The following is an 18,613-nucleotide window of genomic DNA, read 5'->3' as shown; positions in this document are numbered from 1 at the left end:
TGCGTCCTCTCCCGAGGTGGAGGTGTCGCTCCCCAGGTTCCTCCGGTCGGCCGGTGCCGGAGCACCGCGGCCGCTGCGTGAGACGACCCTCAGGGGGTGTGGCGCAGGCGCACGGACAGGCACGTGACGCAGCCCTCGAGCTTCTCGAACTCCGAGATGTCGACGGCGACGGTGCGCAGCCCGCGGGCCTCGTACGCCGCCTGCGTCGCCGGCGCGCGCGCCGACATCAGGACCGTCCGTGCGTCGAGCAGCACGACGTGCGCACCGGGCTCCTCGGGCACGCCGAGGAACCGCGACCACACCGTCGGGTCGTCGACGACGGGCTCGTAGCCGACGACCGTGCCGTCGGGCAGCGCGGTCACGGCCGACTTGAGGTGGAGCACCTTGGTGAGCGGGACGGGGTGGACGCGTGCGCCGTACGGCGCCAGGTGCGCCGCGAGCTGCTCGATGCCCGCCGTGTTGGTGCGGCCGCCCGGCCCGGTGGTGAGCCCGACCCAGACGTCGCCGTCGTGCTTGAGGACGTCGCCGCCGTCGAGGGTGCCCGGCGCCTCGATGTGCGCGATCCGGTAGCCGAGGTCGCGCAGCGTCGCCTCGGTGCCGGCCGTCTCGGGCTTGCGCTCGTCGGCCCCGGGCCGGGTGATGACGGCGAGGTCGCCGTAGACGACGACCGTGTCCTCGACGAACGCGCTGTCGGGGCAGTCGTCGGCCGGCGGCACCTCGACGGTCTCCCAGCCCTCCGCCTGCAGGGCCGCGACGTACGCCTCCCACTGGGCCAGCGCGAGGTCGACGTCGACGGGCACGCGGTCGAGGTGGGTGAGCAGGCCCTCGGCGAGGCGGGGCGAGGGGCGGCGCACCAGCGCCCGGCGGCCGTCGAGCCCGGTCGGGATCGGGGACGGGGGAGCGCTCTGCGGGGACGGTGCGTCGGTCACGGCGCCAACCTAGTTCCTCACCTCACGCTCAGCCACGCCTGCCACACTGCTCCGGTGAACCGCCGCGACATCGTCATCCTCGGCTCCACGGGCTCGATCGGGACGCAGGCCCTCGACCTCGTGCGGCGCCACCCGGACCGCTACCGCGTCGTCGGGCTGACCGCCGGCGGCTCGCAGCCCGACCTCTTCGACCAGCAGGTCGACGAGCTCGCCCCGGCGTACGCCGGGCTCGGCGAGGACGCCTCGGTCGAGGCGGCGGGGATGAGCGCCGACGTCGTGCTCAACGGGATCACGGGTGCGGTCGGCCTGCGCCCCACGCTCGCGGCGCTCGACGCCGGGACGACGCTGGCGCTGGCCAACAAGGAGTCGCTCATCATCGGCGGCCCGATCGTCGTGGACCGGGCGCGCCCGGGCCAGATCGTGCCCGTCGACTCGGAGCACTCGGCGATCGCCCAGTGCCTGCGCGGGGGCCGGGCCGACGAGGTGCGACGCCTCGTGCTCACCGCCTCGGGCGGACCGTTCCGGGGCCGGACCCGCGCCGAGCTCGCCGACGTGACGCCCGCGCAGGCGCTGCACCACCCGACCTGGTCGATGGGGCCGGTCATCACGGTCAACTCGGCCACCCTGGTGAACAAGGGCCTCGAGGTGATCGAGGCCCACCTCCTCTTCGGGCTGCCGTTCGACCGGATCACCGTGGTCGTCCACCCGACGAGCGTCGTGCACTCGATGGTCGAGTTCGTCGACGGCTCGACCCTCGCCCAGGCCAGCCCGCCCACGATGACCATCCCGATCGCGCTCGGGCTCGACTGGCCCGCGCGGGTGCCCGACGCGGCGGCCCCGGTCGACTGGACGCAGGCCCACACCTGGGAGTTCCACCCGCTCGACGACGACGCGTTCCCGGCGGTCGCGCTCGCCCGCGACGCGGGCACCCGCGGCGGCACCGCGCCGGCGGTCTACAACGCCGCGAACGAGGTCTGCGTCGAGGCCTTCCTGGCGGGTCGGCTCTCCTTCGACGCGGTCGTGCCCACGGTCGCCGACGTGCTGGGCCGCCACGACGTACGCTCGTCGCAGCACCCGCTGACCGTCGACGACGTGCTCGCCGCCGACGCCTGGGCCCGTGCCGCCGCCACCACCGCTGTCACCTCCGCCGCCGCGCCGACCGCGCGCCCGCTCCCCGAAGGACCCGCATGACCGCGCTGCTCTACACGCTCGGCGTGGTGATCTTCGTGGTCGCCATCCTGCTCTCCATCGGCCTGCACGAGCTCGGCCACATGATCCCGGCCAAGAAGTTCGGCGGGAAGGTCACGCAGTACTTCATCGGCTTCGGCCCCACGGTGTGGAGCAAGCAGGTCGGCGAGACGGAGTACGGCGTCAAGGCCATCCCCCTCGGGGGCTACGTCAAGATCGTCGGGATGCTGCCGCCCGGCGCCGACGAGCACGCCGAGCAGGTGGGCGTCGACCCGGGCGGTGCGCCCGTCTACCGGGTGCGCAAGTCGAACACCGGCATGTTCACCCAGCTGGTGAGCGACGCCCGCGCCGCCGAGTGGGAGACGATCTCGCCCGACGACGCCGAGCGCCTCTTCTACAAGATGCCGTCGTGGAAGAAGGTCGTCGTGATGGCCGGGGGGCCCACGGTCAACCTCGTCATCGCGTTCGGCATCTTCGCGGCGGTCTTCGCCTCCTACGGCAACCCCAACGACGTGCGCACGACCACCACGGTCGGCGCGATCTCGCCCTGCGTGGTGCCCTACGAGGAGTCCGGCCGCGTCTGCGAGGAGGGCGACGACCCCACCCCAGCCGTGACCGCGGGGCTGCAGGAGGGCGACGAGATCGTCGGCTTCAACGGCACCGAGATCACGGACTGGCGTGAGCTGCAGGGCCTGATCCGGGCCAACGACAGCGGCGCCGCCGAGATCACCGTCGTCCGTGACGGCCGACAGCAGACGCTCACGACCAACACGCGCGTCGAGGCACGGCCCTCCGACGACCCGGCCGACGACCCGACGGTGACGGAGGAGGTCGGCTTCCTCGGCGTGACGCCGCGCTCCGAGTTCGTCGAGGGCGGCCCGATCTACACGCTGCGCCAGATGGGCGACATGACGGTGCGCACCGTCGAGGCCATCGCCCAGCTGCCGGTGAAGGTGTACGGCGTGGCCCGCGCGATCGTCGGCCTCGAGGAGCGCGACCCCGAGAGCCCGATGTCGATCGTCGGCGGCGGGCGTCTGGCGGGGGAGACCGCGGCGCACGAGGAGTTCCCGGTCACCGAGAAGGTCGTGTTCCTCCTGCTGCTCATCGCGGGCTTCAACTTCTTCATCGGCATGTTCAACTTCATCCCGCTGCTGCCGCTGGACGGCGGGCACATCGCGGGAGCCCTCTACGAGGCGGTACGACGGGGGTTCGCCCGCCTGCGCCGGCGCCCCGACCCGGGGTACGTCGACGTGGCCAGGCTGCTGCCGATCGCCTACGTCATGGGGGTGCTGATGCTCGTGATGGGCGTCGTCCTCATCGTGGGCGACCTCGTGGTGCCGCTCAGCCCGTACTCGTGACCGGGGCGGCGGTCGCCGATCGCGCCCCGTCGCGACCCCGGACGTAGCATCGGGGCCATGACCGCCGTCTCCCTCGGCATGCCTGCCGCGCCCCCTCCGGTGCTCGCACCGCGCCGCACGACCCGACAGATCGCCGTCGGCAAGGTCGGCGTGGGCAGCGACCACCAGATCTCCGTGCAGTCGATGACGACCACGCTGACCTCCGACGTCAACGCGACCCTGCAGCAGATCGCCGAGCTCACCGCCTCGGGCTGCGACATCGTGCGCGTGGCCTGCCCGAGCCAGGACGACGCCGACGCGCTGCCCGCCATCGCGCGCAAGAGCCAGATCCCGGTGATCGCCGACATCCACTTCCAGCCGAAGTACGTCTTCGCGGCCATCGAGGCCGGGTGTGCCGCCGTGCGCGTGAACCCCGGCAACATCCGCAAGTTCGACGACCAGGTCAAGGAGATCGCGCAGGCGGCGAAGGACCACGGCACGTCGATCCGCATCGGCGTCAACGCGGGCTCGCTCGACAAGCGCATTCTCGACAAGTACGGCAAGGCCACGCCCGAGGCGCTCGTCGAGTCGGCGGTCTGGGAGGCCTCGCTGTTCGAGGAGCACGGCTTCCGCGACTTCAAGATCTCGGTGAAGCACAACGACCCCGTCGTCATGGTGCGCGCCTACGAGCTGCTCGCCGAGGCCGGCGACTGGCCGCTGCACCTCGGGGTCACCGAGGCCGGCCCGGCGTTCCAGGGCACCATCAAGTCGGCCACCGCGTTCGGTGCGCTGCTGAGCCAGGGCATCGGCGACACGATCCGCGTCTCGCTCTCCGCCCCGCCGGTGGAGGAGGTGAAGGTCGGGCTCCAGATCCTGGAGTCGCTCAACCTGCGCCCGCGGCGGCTCGAGATCGTGTCGTGCCCGTCCTGCGGCCGCGCCCAGGTCGACGTCTACACGCTGGCCGAGCAGGTCACCGCCGGCCTCGAGGGCCTCGAGGTGCCGCTGCGCGTCGCCGTGATGGGCTGCGTCGTCAACGGGCCCGGCGAGGCCCGGGAGGCCGACCTCGGTGTCGCCTCCGGCAACGGCAAGGGCCAGATCTTCGTCAAGGGCGAGGTCATCAAGACCGTGCCCGAGAGCCTGATCGTGGAGACCCTCATCGAGGAGGCCATGCGCCTCGCCGACGAGATGGGCGTCGACGCCGAGACCGGCGAGGCCACCACCGGCGCCCCCACCGTCTCGGTCAGCTGACGCACGACGCGGAAGGCTCCGCGCGTCGACGGCTCCACGCACGCGGTGCGTGAGCGTAGGCTCGCGGAGTGATCACGACGCGGCAGGGCATCCGGGTGCTCGGGCCTGCCGACCTGGACGACTTCCTCGCGCTCGTCGAGCGTGACCCCGTGGTCAACGTCTTCGCCGACTACCGCGCCCGCACCACCCGTCTGCAGCCCCGCTGGCTCGGCGGCGAGGTGTGGGGACGCTACGCCGGGGGCGAGCTCACCTCCGCGTGCCACGTGGCCGCGAACCTGGTGCCGATCGGCGCCGACGTCGACGCCGCCCGCGCGTTCGCCGAGCACGCGCCGCAGCGCATCCGCTCCGTCTCCACCATCGTCGGGCCCCACGAGGCCGTCGAGACCCTCTGGAACGCGGTCGCGCCCCGCTGGGGGTCCCCGCGCGAGGTCCGGCTGGGCCAGCCCCACCTGGAGATCCGCGACACCCCGCTCGTGCCCGCCGACCCGGGCGTGCGCCGTACGACGCGCGCCGACCTCGACGCGCTCTACCCGGCCTGCGTCGCGATGTACACCGAGGAGGTGGGCGTCTCGCCGGAGCGCGGTGGGGGCGCCGATCTCTACCGGGCCCGGGTGGCCCAGCTCGTCGCCCGCGGGTGGTCGTTCGCCCGGTTCGACGCCGAGGGCCGCGTGGTCTTCAAGGCCGAGGTCGCGTGCTCCTCGCCGTACGCCGCGCAGGTGCAGGGCGTCTGGGTGGCCCCCGCCCACCGCGGTCGCGGCGTCGCCGCCGCCGGCATGGCGGCCGTCGTCCAGGCCGTGCGGGCCGACATCGCACCCGTCGTGTCGCTCTACGTCAACGAGTGGAACACCCCGGCGCGACGAACCTACGAGCGCGTGGGCTTCGTCGAATCCGCGCGGTTCACCACCGTCATGCTCTGAGCCGTCCGGGCCCGCCCCGTCGTACGCTCGCCCCCATGACCGACTCCACCGCCGCCCCCCTCACGCTCGGCGCGAAGGGCCTCGCGGCCGCGTTCGTCGTCTCGGGCGTCGTGCACCTCGCCCGCCCCGCGACCTTCCGGCCGCTGATGCCGAAGAAGCTGCCGGCGCCGGACGCCGTCATCAAGGGCTCGGGCGTCGCCGAGATCGCCTGCGCGGCCGGCCTGCTCCACCCGCGCACCCGCACCGCAGCGGGCCTCGCGAGCGCCGCGCTGCTGGCCGGCGTGTTCCCGGGCAACGTGACGATGGCCTACCGCGCCCGCAACGCGAAGAGCCCGGTCTACAAGTGGGGCACGGTGGCGCGGCTGCCGCTCCAGTGGCCGCTCATCCGCATCGCGCTCGGCGCCGCGGGGCGCTGAGCCGGGCCGCCGGACCGCCCGGGGAAACCCGGCGGCGCCACGGGCCGGCGCGCCAGTAGCCTTGCGCCCATGATCCTGAGGATGTCCCAGCTGTTCGTCCGCACGCTCCGCGACGACCCGGCCGACGCGGAGGTGCCGAGCCACCGGCTGCTCGTCCGTGCCGGCTACATCCGTCGCACGGCGCCGGGCATGTACACCTGGCTGCCCCTCGGGCTCCGCGTGTTCCGCAAGGTCGAGGCGATCGTCCGCGAGGAGATGGACGCCATGGGCGCCCAGGAGCTGCAGTTCCCCGCGCTCCTGCCCCGCGAGCCCTACGAGGCGACGAACCGCTGGACCGAGTACGGCGACAGCCTGTTCCGCCTCAAGGACCGCAAGGGCGGCGACTACCTGCTCGGGCCGACCCACGAGGAGATGTTCACGCTCGTCGTGAAGGACCTCTACTCCTCCTACAAGGACCTGCCCGTCTGGCTCTACCAGATCCAGACGAAGTACCGCGACGAGGCGCGACCCCGCGCCGGTCTCATGCGCGGACGCGAGTTCGTCATGAAGGACTCCTACTCCTTCGACGTCACCGACGAGGGCCTCGCCGCGTCCTACGAGGCCCACCGGGCGGCGTACGTGCGCATCTTCGACCGCCTGAACTTCGACTACGCGATCGTCAAGGCCACGTCGGGCGCCATGGGCGGCTCGCGCAGCGAGGAGTTCCTCGCTCGCCTCGACGTCGGCGAGGACACCTACGTCCGCAGCCCCGGCGGCTACGCGGCGAACGTCGAGGCCGTGACCACCCCCGTGCCCGACGCGCTGCCGTACGACGACGCGCCCGCCGCCCACGCGGAGGACACCCCCGCGACGCCCACCATCGCGACGCTCGTCGACCACCTCAACGAGGCGTTCCCCCGCGAGGACCGTCCCTGGACGGCGGCCGACACCCTGAAGAACGTGCTCGTCATGCTGCGCCACCCCGACGGCACCCGCGAGCCCCTGGCGATCGGCCTGCCCGGCGACCGCGAGGTCGACCAGAAGCGCCTCGAGGGCCAGCTCGAGCCCACCGAGGTCGAGCCCATGACCGACGACGACATCGCGGCGTTCCCCGCCCTCGTGAAGGGCTACATCGGCCCGGCGTACGGCGGCCGCACGGTGCTGGGGGAGGAGTCCGAGTCGGGCATCCGCTACGTCGTGGACCCCCGCGTCGTCGAGGGCACGCGCTGGGTGACCGGCGCCAACGCCCCCGGCCAGCACGTCATCGACCTGGTCTGCGGGCGCGACTTCACGCCGGACGGCACCATCGAGGCCGCCGAGGTGCGCGCCGGCGACCCCGCCCCCGACGGCTCCGGTCCGCTCGAGCTCGCGCGCGGCATCGAGATGGGCCACGTGTTCCAGCTCGGCCGCAAGTACGCCGAGGCCCTCGGCCTGCAGGTGCTCGACGAGAACGGCAAGCTCGTCACGGTGACCATGGGCTCGTACGGCGTGGGCGTCTCCCGCGCGGTCCCCGTCATCGCGGAGTACAACCACGACGAGCTGGGCCTCGTCTGGCCCCGCGAGATCAGCCCGGCCGACGTGCACCTCGTCGCGGCGGGCAAGGACCCGAGCCTCTTCGACGAGGCCCAGCGCATCGCCGACGAGCTGTCGGCGTCCGGGCTCGACGTCATCTACGACGACCGTCGGGGCAAGGTGAGCCCGGGCGTGAAGTTCAAGGACGCCGAGCTGATCGGCGTGCCGACGATCGTGGTCGTCGGCAAGGGTCTCGCCGACGGCGTCGTCGAGGTCAAGGACCGCCGCAGCGGCGAGCGCGAGGACGTGGCGGTCGCCGACGTGGTCGCGCGCGTGCTGGACGCCGTCCGCTCCTGACCCGACGCCCCGTCCGCTCCTGACGGGGCGTCCGGGGGGTCGCCCGCCGGGCGCTGGCTAGGCTCGGCGCCATGACGACTCCGGCGGCCCAGCGGGAGAACCGCATCACGTGTCCCGTGCTCCGCAGCAGGGTGACGAGCGCGGAGGAGGCGGCGACGCACGTCGCCCCGGGTGACTCCGTGGGCATCAGCGGCTTCACCGGCGCCGGTCACCCGAAGGCGGTGCCGCAGGCGATCGCCCGCCGGGTCGAGGCGGCCCACGCGCGCGGCGACGACTTCCGCATCGGCCTGTGGTCGGGTGCCTCCACGGCGCCCGAGGTCGACGGCGTGCTCGCGTCCGCGCACGCGCTCGACAAGCGGCTGCCCTACAACTCCGACCCGGCGCTGCGACGGTTGATCAACACGGGCGAGGTCGACTACGTCGACGCCCACCTGAGCCACTCGGCCCAGCAGGCGTGGTTCGGCTTCTACGGCGACCTCGACGTCGCCGTCGTGGAGGTCGCGGCGATCCTGCCCAACGGCCTGCTGGTGCCGGGCAGCTCGATCGGCAACAACAAGACCTGGCTCGACATCGCCGACAAGGTGATCCTCGAGGTCAACCACTGGCACCCGCGCGACCTCGAGGGCTTCCACGACCTCTACTACGGCACGGCGCTGCCGCCGCACCGCATCCCCATCCAGCTCACCCACCCGATGCAGCGGATCGGCGACCCCTACCTGCGGGTCGACCCCGCGAAGGTCGTCGCGGTCGTCGAGACGGACGCGCCGGACCGCAACACGCCGCTCACCGCCCCCGACGCCGACTCCCGGGCCATGGCCGAGCTGCTCGTCGACTTCCTGCGCCACGAGGTGGCGGCCGGGCGTCTCCCGCCCAGCCTGCTGCCCCTGCAGTCCGGCGTGGGCAACGTGGCCAACGCCGTGATGGAGGGTCTGCTCACCTCGGAGTTCGAGGGCATGACCGCCTTCACCGAGGTCATCCAGGACGGTCTGCTCGACCTCCTCGACTCGGGCAAGCTGCGCTCGCTGTCGTCGACCTCGTTCGGGCTCTCGCCCGTCGGCGCGGCCCGGTTCCGCGAGAACGCCGGCACCTACAAGGGGCGGATCCTGCTCCGCAGCCAGGAGATCTCCAACCACCCCGAGCTCGTGCGTCGCCTGGGCGTCATCGCCGTCAACGGGATGATCGAGGCCGACCTGTACGGCAACGTGAACTCCACCCACGTGCTGGGCTCGTCGATCATGAACGGCATCGGCGGCAGCGGCGACTTCGCCCGCAACGCCTACCTCAACTTCTTCGTGTCGCCGTCGACCGCGAAGGGCGGGGCCATCTCGTCGGTCGTGCCGATGGTGAGCCACGTCGACCACACCGAGCACGACGTGCACGTGCTGGTGACCGAGCGGGGGCTCGCCGACCTGCGCGGGCTCTCCCCGACCGACCGGGCGGCGCGGGTCATCGCCGAGTGCGCCCACCCGGCGTACGCGGACCGCCTGGCCGACTACGTCGAGCGCGCGCGGGCCGCGCGCCCGGAGGCGCGGCACACGCCCCATCTGCTGCGCGAGGCCCTCAGCTGGCACGCCGACTACCTGGAGACCGGCCACATGTGAGAGCCGGTCAGGAGGCTCTCAGGCTCTCCTCAACTTCTCGCAATGCACGAAGTTGCAACTGGTGGTCTGTTTACGGATCGCACCCTCGGGTTACAGACTCATGCAGGACGGAACGAACTGACACCGTTTCGCAGCAGCAGACGTCGGACTCGACTCCTTCGAGGGAGATCTCGGGACTTCCTCGGAGGAGCCGAGTTCGGCAGATGCTCTTCTCGGGAATCCCACGGATCGGGCCGTGGGTGCACGACGGGCCTCGACCTCACGGTCGAGGCCCTTCGTGCGTCCGGGGGCGGTTGCCCGGCCCGCTGCTGGTCGGCTGCCGGCCCGCTACTGACCGGGGTACGTCGCCGGTGCGCCGCCGAGGCCGACGACCCGCACGGCCGCGTCGCGCAGCGCCGCGGCCGCCGTACGGCGCCCCTCGCCCACGCTGCTGGCCACCCACGCCGCGTACGTCGTGGCCGCCGCCGTCTCCGCCCGCTGCGCGGCCGCGAGCACCTGCTCGACGGTGTCGAGGGGGGCGGGGGCCACGTACGACGCCGCGGCCGCCACCGGCTCCTCGCCGGCGTCGCGCACCAGCCGGACCAGCAGGTCGCGGCGGGCGCGGTGCGCGTCGTACGCCGCGGTGAGCGTGACCCGCAGCTCGGGGGCGTCATCGGTGGGGACGCGACCGCCGAGGGCGGCGTAGAGCCACACCGCGGCGTGCTCGGCCGCGAGCGTCTCCTGCAGGGCCTCCAGGGGCGTGCTCACGCGGCACCCGCCCCGGCCGCCAGCTGCTGGTCGATCCCGGCCGCCATCATCGCGAGCAGTCGCGCCAGGGCCCCGCTGCGACAGTCCACCGCCAGGTCGGCGAGCGCCGCGGCCAGACCGACCTCGGCCTGCCGCACGGCGGCCAGCAGCGTCGCGGGGTCGGTGGCAGCCGCCGGCGGCACCCCGGTCGCGGTGGTGGAGGGCGAGGAGGACGGTGCCGATCCCGCGTCGGCCGCCCGCAGGTCGTCCAGGTGGGCCGTGTGCAGGTCCGCGAGCCCGGAGAGACCCGGTGCGAGGTCGGGGGCGGCGGCGACCGCGGCGGCGACCTGGGCGGCCACCGGCTCGACGGCGTCGATCGCCTCGGCGACCACGGCGAGGTCCGCCTCGGTGTCGGCGTCGGCCGCGGGGGTGGCGCCGGCGTCGTCCGGCTCGCCGTCGTCGATGCCCGGCAGGTCGCACGCGGTGAGCAGGCCGAGACCGAGGACGGGGGCGGCCACCAGCGCCGTGCGGCGGGTCAGGCCGCGCCGTCGCCCGGTGCCGCGGGGGGCGGCCGGGAGGCGGTACGGCGAGGTGTCGGGCACGCGGGCGAGGGTAGCGGAGGCCCGGCCCGCCGCCCGTCCCGCCGGTGGTCCCGCGGCGTTCGTCGGGGCCCTCGGGGACGGCTATGGTGGTGCGCAGCGCCCACCCGTGGGCCGCGCGCACGCCACAACAGCACAGGAGGTCGAGCAGCGTGACCAGCAGACAGGACGCCGTCGTCGAGGCGGTCGAGTCGACGCTCGTCGGCCCGCTGGCCGACCTCGGCCTGGACGTGGAGGCCGTCGAGCTCACCCCGGCCGGACGCCGCCGGGTGCTCCGGGTGGCCGTCGACCAGGACGGCGGTGTCGATCTCGACGACGTCGCTGCCGCGACGAAGGCCGTGTCGGCCGTGCTCGACGACTCCGACGTGCTGGGCGAGCACCCCTACACGCTCGAGGTCACCTCGCGTGGTGTCGACCGTCCGCTCACCCTGCCGCGCCACTGGCGCCGCAACGCCGACCGCCTCGTGAAGGTGACCCTCGTCGAGGGCGGCGAGGTCGTCGGCCGGGTGCTGGAGTCGGACGACACCGGAGTGCTGCTGGACCCCGAGACCAAGGACGAGGAGCCGACGCGCGTGGACTACGCCGACGTCGCGAAGGCGCTCGTCCAGATCGAGTTCAACCGGCGGCGCTCCTCCGTCGGGGAGGAGAGCTGACATGGACATCGACCTGAGCATCCTGCGGATGCTGGAGCGCGAGAAGGAGATCAGCTTCGACGTCCTCGTCGAGGCGATCGAGCAGGCCCTCCTCACCGCCTACCAGAAGTCGCCCGGCGCCGCGTCCCGGGCGCGGGTGAAGCTCGACCGCAAGAGCGGGCACGTGACCGTGCTCGCGACCGAGCTCGACGACGACGACAACGTCGTCGGCGAGTTCGACGACACCCCGGCCGGGTTCGGGCGCATCGCGGCCACGACGGCGAAGCAGATCATGCTGCAGCGCCTGCGCGACGCCGAGGACGAGATCAAGTTCGGCGAGTTCTCCGGCAAGGAGGGCGACATCGTCTCGGGCGTCATCCAGCAGGGCCGCAACCCCGACGACGTCATGGTCGACCTGGGTCGGCTCGAGGCGCTGCTGCCATCCGGGGAGCGGGTGCCGGGGGAGACCTACGCCCACGGTCAGCGCATCAAGTGCATCGTCATCTCGGTGCGCAAGGGCATGCGGGGCCCGCAGGTCACGCTCTCGCGCACCCACCCGAACCTCGTGCGCAAGCTCTTCGCGCTCGAGGTGCCCGAGATCGCCGACGGCACCGTCGAGATCGCGGCCATCGCCCGCGAGGCCGGCCACCGCTCGAAGATCGCCGTGCACACGAAGGTGGCGGGCGTCAACGCCAAGGGCTCGTGCATCGGCCCCATGGGCCAGCGCGTGCGCAACGTGATGTCCGAGCTCGGCGGCGAGAAGATCGACATCGTCGACTGGGCGGAGGACCCGGCCCGCATGGTCGCGAACGCCCTCTCCCCGGCGCAGGTCACGAGCGTGACGGTCGTCGACCCGGTCGCCCGGGCCGCGCGGGTCGTCGTGCCCGACTTCCAGCTGTCGCTGGCCATCGGCAAGGAGGGCCAGAACGCCCGCCTCGCCGCCCGGCTCACCGGGTGGCGCATCGACATCCGCTCCGACGACGAGCCCGAGCCCGAGGCCCCGACCGACGCTCCCGCCGACGTCCCGGCCGAGACCGGGTCCGAGACCGCCGCCGACGCCTGACCTGCACCGCCGCGGAGCAGAGCGCCGCGGCTCCCGGTTCGGTCCAGGCCGCCCGGGGGAGTAGAGTGTGACGAGTGGCTCGCGGGCGTTCAGCTGTCGCCGGGCCGGATCCCTCCTCACCACGCCCCCGGGCGTCGGAGGCCGTCCGGACCTGTGTCGGGTGTCGCGCACGGGCCACGAAGAGCGAGTTGCTGCGGGTGACCGCAGGTCGTGACGCGGCCGGCCAGCCGGCCGTCGTCCCCGATCCTGCGAGCACCGCCTCCGGCCGGGGTGCCCACGTGCACCCCACGCGCGAGTGCGTCGACCTCGCGGTCCGGCGGAAGGCCTTCTCCCGTGCCCTCAGGGCCGGGACGGGTCTGCCCACGGGCCTCGTGTCGGCGTACGTCGACTCGCTCACCAGCACGACCAGCAGCACCAGCACGACCTGACCGACCGACCGTTGACCGGACGCCACCCGTGGTGCCGGTCGAGACCAGAAGCGGAGCAGCAGCTCATGAGCACTCGATGAGTAACTCGCAATGAGTTTGCACAACCCACCAACGGTCTGAGACCCCCTGAACCGGGTCACAGGCCAGAAGGAGAAACGTGGCCAAGACCCGAGTTCACGAGCTCGCCAAGCAGTACGGCGTCGAGAGCAAGTTCGTTCTCGACAAGCTCAAGGAGATGGGGGAGTTCGTCAAGTCGGCTTCCTCGACGATCGAGCCGCCCGTCGAGATGCGGTTCAAGAAGCAGTTCGGCACCGAGCTGAAGTCGGCCGGTGGCGCCCCCTCCGAGGCGCCCCGTCCCGCTGGCCCGACCGGCAGCCCCTCCGCCCCGACGCGTTCCGCGGCGCACGCCTCCCCGGCGAGCCCCGGTCCCCGTCCCGGTGGTCCCCGTCCCGGCCCCAAGCCGGCCCCGCAGCAGGCCGCCCCCGCGGCGCCTGCCGCTCCCGCAGAGCCCGTGGCCCCGGCCGCGGCTGCGCCTGCGGCCCCCGCCGCTCCGGCGGCTCCGGCTCAGCCCGCGGCTCCGGCCGAGCCCGCGACCCCCGCCGCTCCCGCGGCCGAGGCCGCCCCGGCTCCGTCGCGTCCCGCCCCGGGTGCCCCCGGTGCGCCGTCCCCCGGTCGTCCCGGACCCAAGCCGTCGCCCAAGGCGCCGGCTCCCCGTCCGGTCGGCCGTGGCGGCTCGCCGCGCCCCGGCAACAACCCCTTCGCGACCAACCAGGGCATGGGCCGTCGTCCGGCCCCCGCCAACCCGGCCGCTCCGGCCGCCGGTGGTGCTCCGGCCGCTCCGGGCACGCCCGGCGACCAGCGTCCCCCGCGGCCCCCGGCCGCTCGTGACGGTGGCGCCCCGGGTCGTCCCGGCATGCCGCGTCCGAACCCGGCGATGATGCCGAAGTCCCCGGCCGCCTTCGGCTCCGGTCCCGGCGCCCGTCCCGGTGGTCCGGGCCGTGGTGGCCCGGGTGCGGGTCGTCCCGGTGGCGGTGCCCCGGGCCGTGGTGGCCCCGGTGGCGGTCGTCCCGGCGGCGCTCCCGGTGGCGGTGGCCCCGGTGGTCCCGGTGGTCGTCCCGGCGGCTTCGCCGGTCGTCCCGGCGGCGGTGGCCGTCCCGGTCAGCGTGGCGGCACGCAGGGCGCCTTCGGTCGCCCCGGTGGTCCGTCGCGTCGTGGTCGCAAGAGCAAGCGCGCCCGGCGGCAGGAGTTCGAGGCCATGCAGGCCCCGACGCTCGGCGTCAAGGGTGTGCGCAAGGGCAACGGCGAGACGATCCGTCTCTCGCGCGGTGCCTCGCTGACCGACTTCGCCGACAAGATCGGCGTCGACGCTGCGGCCCTCGTCCAGATGCTGTTCCACCTGGGCGAGATGGTCACGGCGACGGAGTCCGTCAACGACGAGACCTTCGAGCTGCTGGGCGACGAGCTGAACTACACGGTCCAGGTCGTCTCCCCGGAGGACGAGGACCGCGAGCTGCTCGAGTCGTTCGACCTGGAGTTCGGCTCCGACGAGGGCGACGACTCCGACCTGATCGTGCGGCCCCCGGTCGTCACCGTCATGGGTCACGTCGACCACGGTAAGACGAAGCTGCTGGACGCCCTGCGCAGCGCGAACGTCGCGGCCAAGGAGGCCGGCGGCATCACGCAGCACATCGGCGCCTACCAGGTCGTCACCGAGGTCGACGGCACCGAGCGTCGCATCACGTTCATCGACACCCCGGGCCACGAGGCGTTCACCTCGATGCGTGCCCGTGGTGCCCAGGCGACCGACATCGCGATCCTCGTGGTCGCGGCCGACGACGGCGTCATGCCGCAGACGGTGGAGGCGCTCAACCACGCCAAGGCGGCCGGCGTGCCGATCGTCGTGGCGGTCAACAAGATCGACAAGCCGGACGCCGACCCGACCAAGGTCCGCGGCCAGCTGACCGAGTACGGCCTGGTGCCCGAGGAGTACGGCGGCGACACGATGTTCGTCGACGTCTCCGCGAAGTCCGAGCTCAACCTCGACAAGCTGCTCGAGGCCGTCGTCCTCACGGGTGACGCGTCGCTGGACCTCCGGGCCAACCCGGTCCAGGACGCCCAGGGTCTCGTCATCGAGGCGCACCTCGACCGCGGTCGCGGTCCGGTCGCGACGGTGCTCGTCCAGCGCGGAACGCTCCGCGTCGGCGACTCGATCGTGGCGGGCCCGGCGTACGGCCGGGTGCGGGCCATGCTCGACGAGTTCGGCAACGAGCTCACGCAGGCCGACCCGGCTCGTCCGGCGATGGTCCTGGGCCTCTCGGCGGTGCCGGGTGCGGGCCAGAACTTCATCGTGGTGGACGACGACCGCATGGCGCGTCAGATCGCCGAGAAGCGGGAGGCGCGCGAGCGTGCCGCCCTGCAGGCGAAGCGTCGCGTGCGTCGTACGCTCGAGGACTTCATGGAGCACCTGGAGCGCGGCGACGACCAGGAGCTGAACCTCATCCTCAAGGGCGACGTGTCCGGTTCGGTCGAGGCTCTCGAGGACGCCCTGGCGAAGATCGACGTGGGCGCCGACGTCAGCCTGCGGGTCATCGACCGCGGTGTCGGTGCGATCACCGAGACCAACGTCGACCTCGCGGCCGCCTCCGACGCGATCATCATCGGGTTCAACGTCCGCCCGCAGGGCAAGGCGACCGAGATGGCCGACAAGGAGGGCGTGGAGATCCGGTACTACTCGGTGATCTACCAGGCCATCGAGGAGATCGAGGCGGCCCTCAAGGGCCTGCTCAAGCCGGAGTTCGAGGAGTCGGTCCTGGGCCAGGCGGAGATCCGTGCGATCTTCCGCAGCTCCAAGATCGGCAACATCGCCGGCTGCATGGTCACGGGCGGGCTCATCCGTCGCAACGCCAAGGTCCGGGTCCTGCGCGACAGCAAGGTGGTGGCCGACAACCTCGACCTCGCCTCGCTCAAGCGCGAGAAGGACGACGCGTCCGAGGTCCGCGAGGGCTTCGAGTGCGGTCTGGTGCTGCGCAACTTCCAGGACATCAAGGAGGGCGACATCATCGAGGCCTTCGAGATGCGCGAGATCCCGCGCGCCTGAACACCCCAGTGATCGGCCGTCGGGCAGGGCGCGAGCCCTGCCCGGCGGCCGGTTTCGATCGGAGAGAGAACGACATGACCAACCCTCGAGTCCGCCGTATCGCCGACCGCGTCAAGGTGATCGTGGCCGAGCTGCTCGAGCGTCGGCTGAAGGACCCGCGGTTCGGGTTCGTCACCATCACCGACGTCCGGGTCACCGGCGACACCCAGCACGCCACGATCTTCTACACCGTGCTGGGCGACCAGGGGTGGCTCGAGGCCACCGCCACGGCGCTCGAGTCGGCCAAGGGCAAGATCCGCTCCGAGGTCGGCAAGCAGCTCGGCATGCGCCACGTGCCGACGCTGGAGTTCGTGCACGACGCGCTGCCCGAGACGGCCCGCCACCTCGACGAGGTGCTGGCCCGGGCGAAGGCCCTCGACGAGGCTGCTGCCGCCGCGCGCGGCAACCAGTACGCCGGCGAGGCCGACCCCTACAAGAAGCCCCGCGAGGTCCTGGACGAGGACGACGACGCGGCCGACGAGGACGCGTCCGACGAGCCCGCCGACCAGACGGGTCTCGTGACGCCCGACCGCGACGCGTGAGCGAGCCCCTCGCCGGCATCGTCGTCGTCGACAAGCCGGACGGGCTCACCTCGCACGGCGTGGTCAGCCGGGTCCGGCGGCTCGCCGGCACCCGCAAGGTCGGCCACGCCGGCACCCTCGACCCGATGGCGACCGGGGTGCTGGTCGTCGGGGTGAACCGGGCGACCCGTCTCCTCGGCCACCTGATGCTGACCGAGAAGGGGTACGACGCGACCGTGCGCCTCGGCGTCGCGACGACAACCGACGACGCCGAGGGCGAGGTCGTCGCCACGGCGGCGCCCGACCTCGTCGGGTCCGTGACCGAGACCGCCGTCCGTGACGCGCTCGCGCAGTTCGTCGGCGACATCGACCAGGTGCCCACGGCCGTCTCGGCGATCAAGGTCGACGGCAAGCGGGCCTACCAGCGGGTGCGCGACGGCGAGCAGGTCGAGCTGAAGGCCCGGCGCGTGACGATCCACGAGCTGACCGTCGCCGCGGTCCGGGCTCGCACCGTCGAGGACGGGCTCGCCGTGGTCGACGTCGACGTGCACGTCCGCTGCTCGAGCGGCACCTACGTGCGGGCGATCGCCCGCGACCTCGGTGCGGTGCTCGGGGTGGGCGGACACCTGACGGCGTTGCGCCGTACGGCGGTGGGGCCCTTCGACCTGGCCGCCGCCCGCACCCTCGACGAGCTGGGGGAGGAGTTCACGATGGTGCCGATGGCCGAGGTCGCCCGGGCGTGCTTCCCGGTGCTCGAGCTCGACGCCGAGACGGCCGTCGACGTCCGGGTCGGACGCCCCATCGCGGCGCCCGCTGACCTCCCCGGTGAGCCGCCCCTCGCGCTGATCGACCCCGACGGCGCCTTCCTCGCCCTCTACGAGCCCCGCGACGACCGGCTCCGGCCCGTCGCCGTGTTCGTGTGAGCGCGCCGCAGGACGGGCCCGGAGGGCCGACGGTTCCCGGCGCCGGCGTCCCGGCCACCACGGCCGAGCGCCTGGCGGCGACCGAGCGGTGGTTCGCCGCGCACGGCCTGCCCTACTTCGTGCCGGCCAGCCGTGCCCGCGTCCGTGCGGCGCTGCACTGGCGCCGGGTCCTGCCGGGCGTGGTGGTGGTCGGTCTCCTCGCCCTCGTGGTGGCCGGCGGCCTGGCCTGGCTGGGCTCCGACGTGGCCCTCGCCCCCGCGACCCTGCTGACCGTCGCCGGGCTGGGGGCGGCGGCGTACGCCACCTCCGCCCTCGGTGCCCGTCCCCTCGTGCGGTGGGCGGTCTCGCGCACGCTGGGCAGCCTGCCCCAGGTGCTGCCGATGGTGACGCGGGCGCTGCCGCTGCTGCTCATCTTCATCACGTTCCTCTTCATCAACGCGGAGGTGTGGCAGCTCAGCGCCAGCCTGCCCGCGGGGTTCCTCTGGCTCACGGTGCTGATGTTCGGCGCGATGGCCGCGCTGTTCCTGCTGGTGCGGCTGCCCGAGGAGGTCGACCGCACCGACGACGACGTCGACGACGCCCTCCTGCTCGGCGCCTGCCGCGGCACCCCCCTCGAGGCGGACGCCCGCGAGCTGGTGGCGGACCCCGACGCCGACCCCGCCCGCCGCGCGGAGGTGACCGGCCTCGAGCGGTGGAACCTCATCCTCGTGCTGCTCGTCGTGCAGGGGCTGCAGGTGCTCCTGCTCGCCCTCACGGTGTTCGTCTTCTTCGTGCTGTTCGGCACGCTGACGATGCGGCCCGAGGTCGCCGAGAGCTGGACCGGCGGTGCCGTCACCTCCGCGCCCGGCCTGCCCAACCTCACGGTGGAGCTCCTGTCGGTCTCCGTCTTCCTGGCGGCGTTCTCCGGCCTCTACTTCACGGTCGTCGCCGTCACCGACGACACGTTCCGCGGGCAGTTCTTCTCCGGTGTCGTGCTGGAGCTCGAGCGGGCGATCGGCGTGCGCGCCGTCTACCTGGAGCTCGTGGACCGGCGACCGCCCACGGGGGACGCTGTGCAAGGCTGATCGTCGCGAGCGGTCGCCGAGGCGGCCGCGCGAGCGT

General features: G+C 73.2%; 17 protein-coding genes. 14 read left to right on the top strand and 3 right to left on the bottom strand.

Going from position 1 to position 18,613, the window contains the following annotated elements:
* Positions 1 to 89: 89 nt before the first annotated feature.
* Positions 90 to 929 carry a dimethylargininase gene (gene ddaH, locus K329_RS0103940; protein WP_281169791.1) on the bottom strand — a complete coding sequence of 280 codons (840 nt, stop codon included), beginning with the start codon at positions 927 to 929 and terminating at the stop codon, positions 90 to 92.
* Positions 930 to 983: 54 nt separating this feature from the next.
* On the opposite strand from ddaH, the gene dxr reads away from it, so the two are divergent.
* From dxr to scpC, 7 genes are all read left to right on the top strand, one after another.
* On the top strand, positions 984 to 2,120 hold the full coding sequence (gene dxr, locus K329_RS24405; protein ID WP_052336323.1) for a 1-deoxy-D-xylulose-5-phosphate reductoisomerase: 1,137 nt from the start codon (positions 984 to 986) through the stop codon (positions 2,118 to 2,120).
* On the top strand, positions 2,117 to 3,475 hold the full coding sequence (locus K329_RS0103930) for a M50 family metallopeptidase (protein ID WP_028472044.1): 1,359 nt from the start codon (positions 2,117 to 2,119) through the stop codon (positions 3,473 to 3,475). Before dxr ends, K329_RS0103930 begins: the two co-directional genes overlap by 4 nt.
* Before the next feature lie 57 nt (positions 3,476 to 3,532).
* A complete protein-coding gene (gene ispG, locus K329_RS0103925; protein WP_028472043.1) occupies positions 3,533 to 4,702 on the top strand; it encodes a flavodoxin-dependent (E)-4-hydroxy-3-methylbut-2-enyl-diphosphate synthase in 1,170 nt (389 codons plus the stop codon).
* Positions 4,703 to 4,770: 68 nt separating this feature from the next.
* Entirely contained in the window at positions 4,771 to 5,619 is an 849-nt protein-coding gene (locus tag K329_RS0103920; RefSeq protein WP_157571546.1) for a GNAT family N-acetyltransferase, read from the top strand.
* 35 nt (positions 5,620 to 5,654) lie between these two features.
* Positions 5,655 to 6,035 (top strand): DoxX family protein, encoded by a 381-nt coding sequence (locus K329_RS0103915; protein ID WP_028472041.1) that lies wholly within the window; start codon positions 5,655 to 5,657, stop codon positions 6,033 to 6,035.
* A gap of 69 nt (positions 6,036 to 6,104) precedes the next feature.
* Complete coding sequence (locus K329_RS0103910; RefSeq protein ID WP_028472040.1) at positions 6,105 to 7,883, top strand: proline--tRNA ligase; 1,779 nt, start codon at positions 6,105 to 6,107, stop codon at positions 7,881 to 7,883.
* 71 nt (positions 7,884 to 7,954) lie between these two features.
* The gene (gene scpC, locus K329_RS0103905; protein ID WP_043641957.1) at positions 7,955 to 9,484 is read left to right on the top strand and encodes a succinyl-CoA:acetate CoA-transferase ScpC; all 1,530 of its coding nucleotides are present in this window, start codon (positions 7,955 to 7,957) and stop codon (positions 9,482 to 9,484) included.
* 327 nt (positions 9,485 to 9,811) lie between these two features.
* Here scpC and K329_RS0103900 read toward each other — a convergent pair whose 3' ends face one another.
* Both K329_RS0103900 and K329_RS29280 read right to left on the bottom strand, forming a co-directional pair.
* Positions 9,812 to 10,231, bottom strand: coding sequence for a DUF4439 domain-containing protein (locus tag K329_RS0103900; protein ID WP_028472038.1), 420 nt, complete (start codon positions 10,229 to 10,231; stop codon positions 9,812 to 9,814).
* Complete coding sequence (locus tag K329_RS29280) at positions 10,228 to 10,812, bottom strand: hypothetical protein (RefSeq protein WP_052336322.1); 585 nt, start codon at positions 10,810 to 10,812, stop codon at positions 10,228 to 10,230. Before K329_RS29280 ends, K329_RS0103900 begins: the two co-directional genes overlap by 4 nt.
* A 149-nt stretch (positions 10,813 to 10,961) precedes the next feature.
* Here K329_RS29280 and rimP point away from each other — a divergent pair, with 149 nt between their 5' ends.
* From rimP to K329_RS0103860, 7 genes are all read left to right on the top strand, one after another.
* A complete protein-coding gene (gene rimP / locus K329_RS0103890; RefSeq protein ID WP_028472037.1) occupies positions 10,962 to 11,462 on the top strand; it encodes a ribosome maturation factor RimP in 501 nt (166 codons plus the stop codon).
* A gap of 1 nt (position 11,463) precedes the next feature.
* Positions 11,464 to 12,504 carry a transcription termination factor NusA gene (nusA, locus tag K329_RS0103885; RefSeq protein WP_028472036.1) on the top strand — a complete coding sequence of 347 codons (1,041 nt, stop codon included), beginning with the start codon at positions 11,464 to 11,466 and terminating at the stop codon, positions 12,502 to 12,504.
* Positions 12,505 to 12,578: 74 nt separating this feature from the next.
* Positions 12,579 to 12,932 carry a YlxR family protein gene (locus K329_RS24395; RefSeq protein ID WP_084540960.1) on the top strand — a complete coding sequence of 118 codons (354 nt, stop codon included), beginning with the start codon at positions 12,579 to 12,581 and terminating at the stop codon, positions 12,930 to 12,932.
* 157 nt (positions 12,933 to 13,089) lie between these two features.
* Positions 13,090 to 16,029, top strand: coding sequence for a translation initiation factor IF-2 (gene infB, locus K329_RS0103875; RefSeq protein ID WP_028472035.1), 2,940 nt, complete (start codon positions 13,090 to 13,092; stop codon positions 16,027 to 16,029).
* 74 nt (positions 16,030 to 16,103) lie between these two features.
* The gene (gene rbfA / locus K329_RS0103870) at positions 16,104 to 16,610 is read left to right on the top strand and encodes a 30S ribosome-binding factor RbfA (RefSeq protein ID WP_028472034.1); all 507 of its coding nucleotides are present in this window, start codon (positions 16,104 to 16,106) and stop codon (positions 16,608 to 16,610) included.
* Complete coding sequence (truB, locus tag K329_RS0103865; RefSeq protein ID WP_028472033.1) at positions 16,607 to 17,512, top strand: tRNA pseudouridine(55) synthase TruB; 906 nt, start codon at positions 16,607 to 16,609, stop codon at positions 17,510 to 17,512. Before rbfA ends, truB begins: the two co-directional genes overlap by 4 nt.
* Complete coding sequence (locus K329_RS0103860; protein WP_157571545.1) at positions 17,509 to 18,576, top strand: hypothetical protein; 1,068 nt, start codon at positions 17,509 to 17,511, stop codon at positions 18,574 to 18,576. The genes truB and K329_RS0103860 overlap by 4 nt, the downstream gene beginning before the upstream one ends.
* Positions 18,577 to 18,613 lie beyond the last annotated feature (37 nt).

This window comes from Nocardioides alkalitolerans DSM 16699, assembly GCF_000426525.1.
Lineage (GTDB): Bacteria > Actinomycetota > Actinomycetes > Propionibacteriales > Nocardioidaceae > Nocardioides > Nocardioides alkalitolerans.
The sequence above is the reverse complement of the archived record's forward strand: the minus strand, read 5'-3'. Positions and strand labels throughout refer to the sequence as shown.

Excerpts from the sequence above, each read along its gene's own strand:
- nusA (WP_028472036.1), top strand. The coding sequence starts at position 11,464 with ATGGACATCGACCTGAGCATCCTGCGGATGCTGGAGCGCGAGAAGGAG.
- K329_RS0103910 (WP_028472040.1), top strand. The coding sequence starts at position 6,105 with ATGATCCTGAGGATGTCCCAGCTGTTCGTCCGCACGCTCCGCGACGAC.
- K329_RS0103930 (WP_028472044.1), top strand. The coding sequence starts at position 2,117 with ATGACCGCGCTGCTCTACACGCTCGGCGTGGTGATCTTCGTGGTCGCC.
- K329_RS0103915 (WP_028472041.1), top strand. The coding sequence starts at position 5,655 with ATGACCGACTCCACCGCCGCCCCCCTCACGCTCGGCGCGAAGGGCCTC.
- ispG (WP_028472043.1), top strand. The coding sequence starts at position 3,533 with ATGACCGCCGTCTCCCTCGGCATGCCTGCCGCGCCCCCTCCGGTGCTC.
- scpC (WP_043641957.1), top strand. The coding sequence starts at position 7,955 with ATGACGACTCCGGCGGCCCAGCGGGAGAACCGCATCACGTGTCCCGTG.
- rbfA (WP_028472034.1), top strand. The coding sequence starts at position 16,104 with ATGACCAACCCTCGAGTCCGCCGTATCGCCGACCGCGTCAAGGTGATC.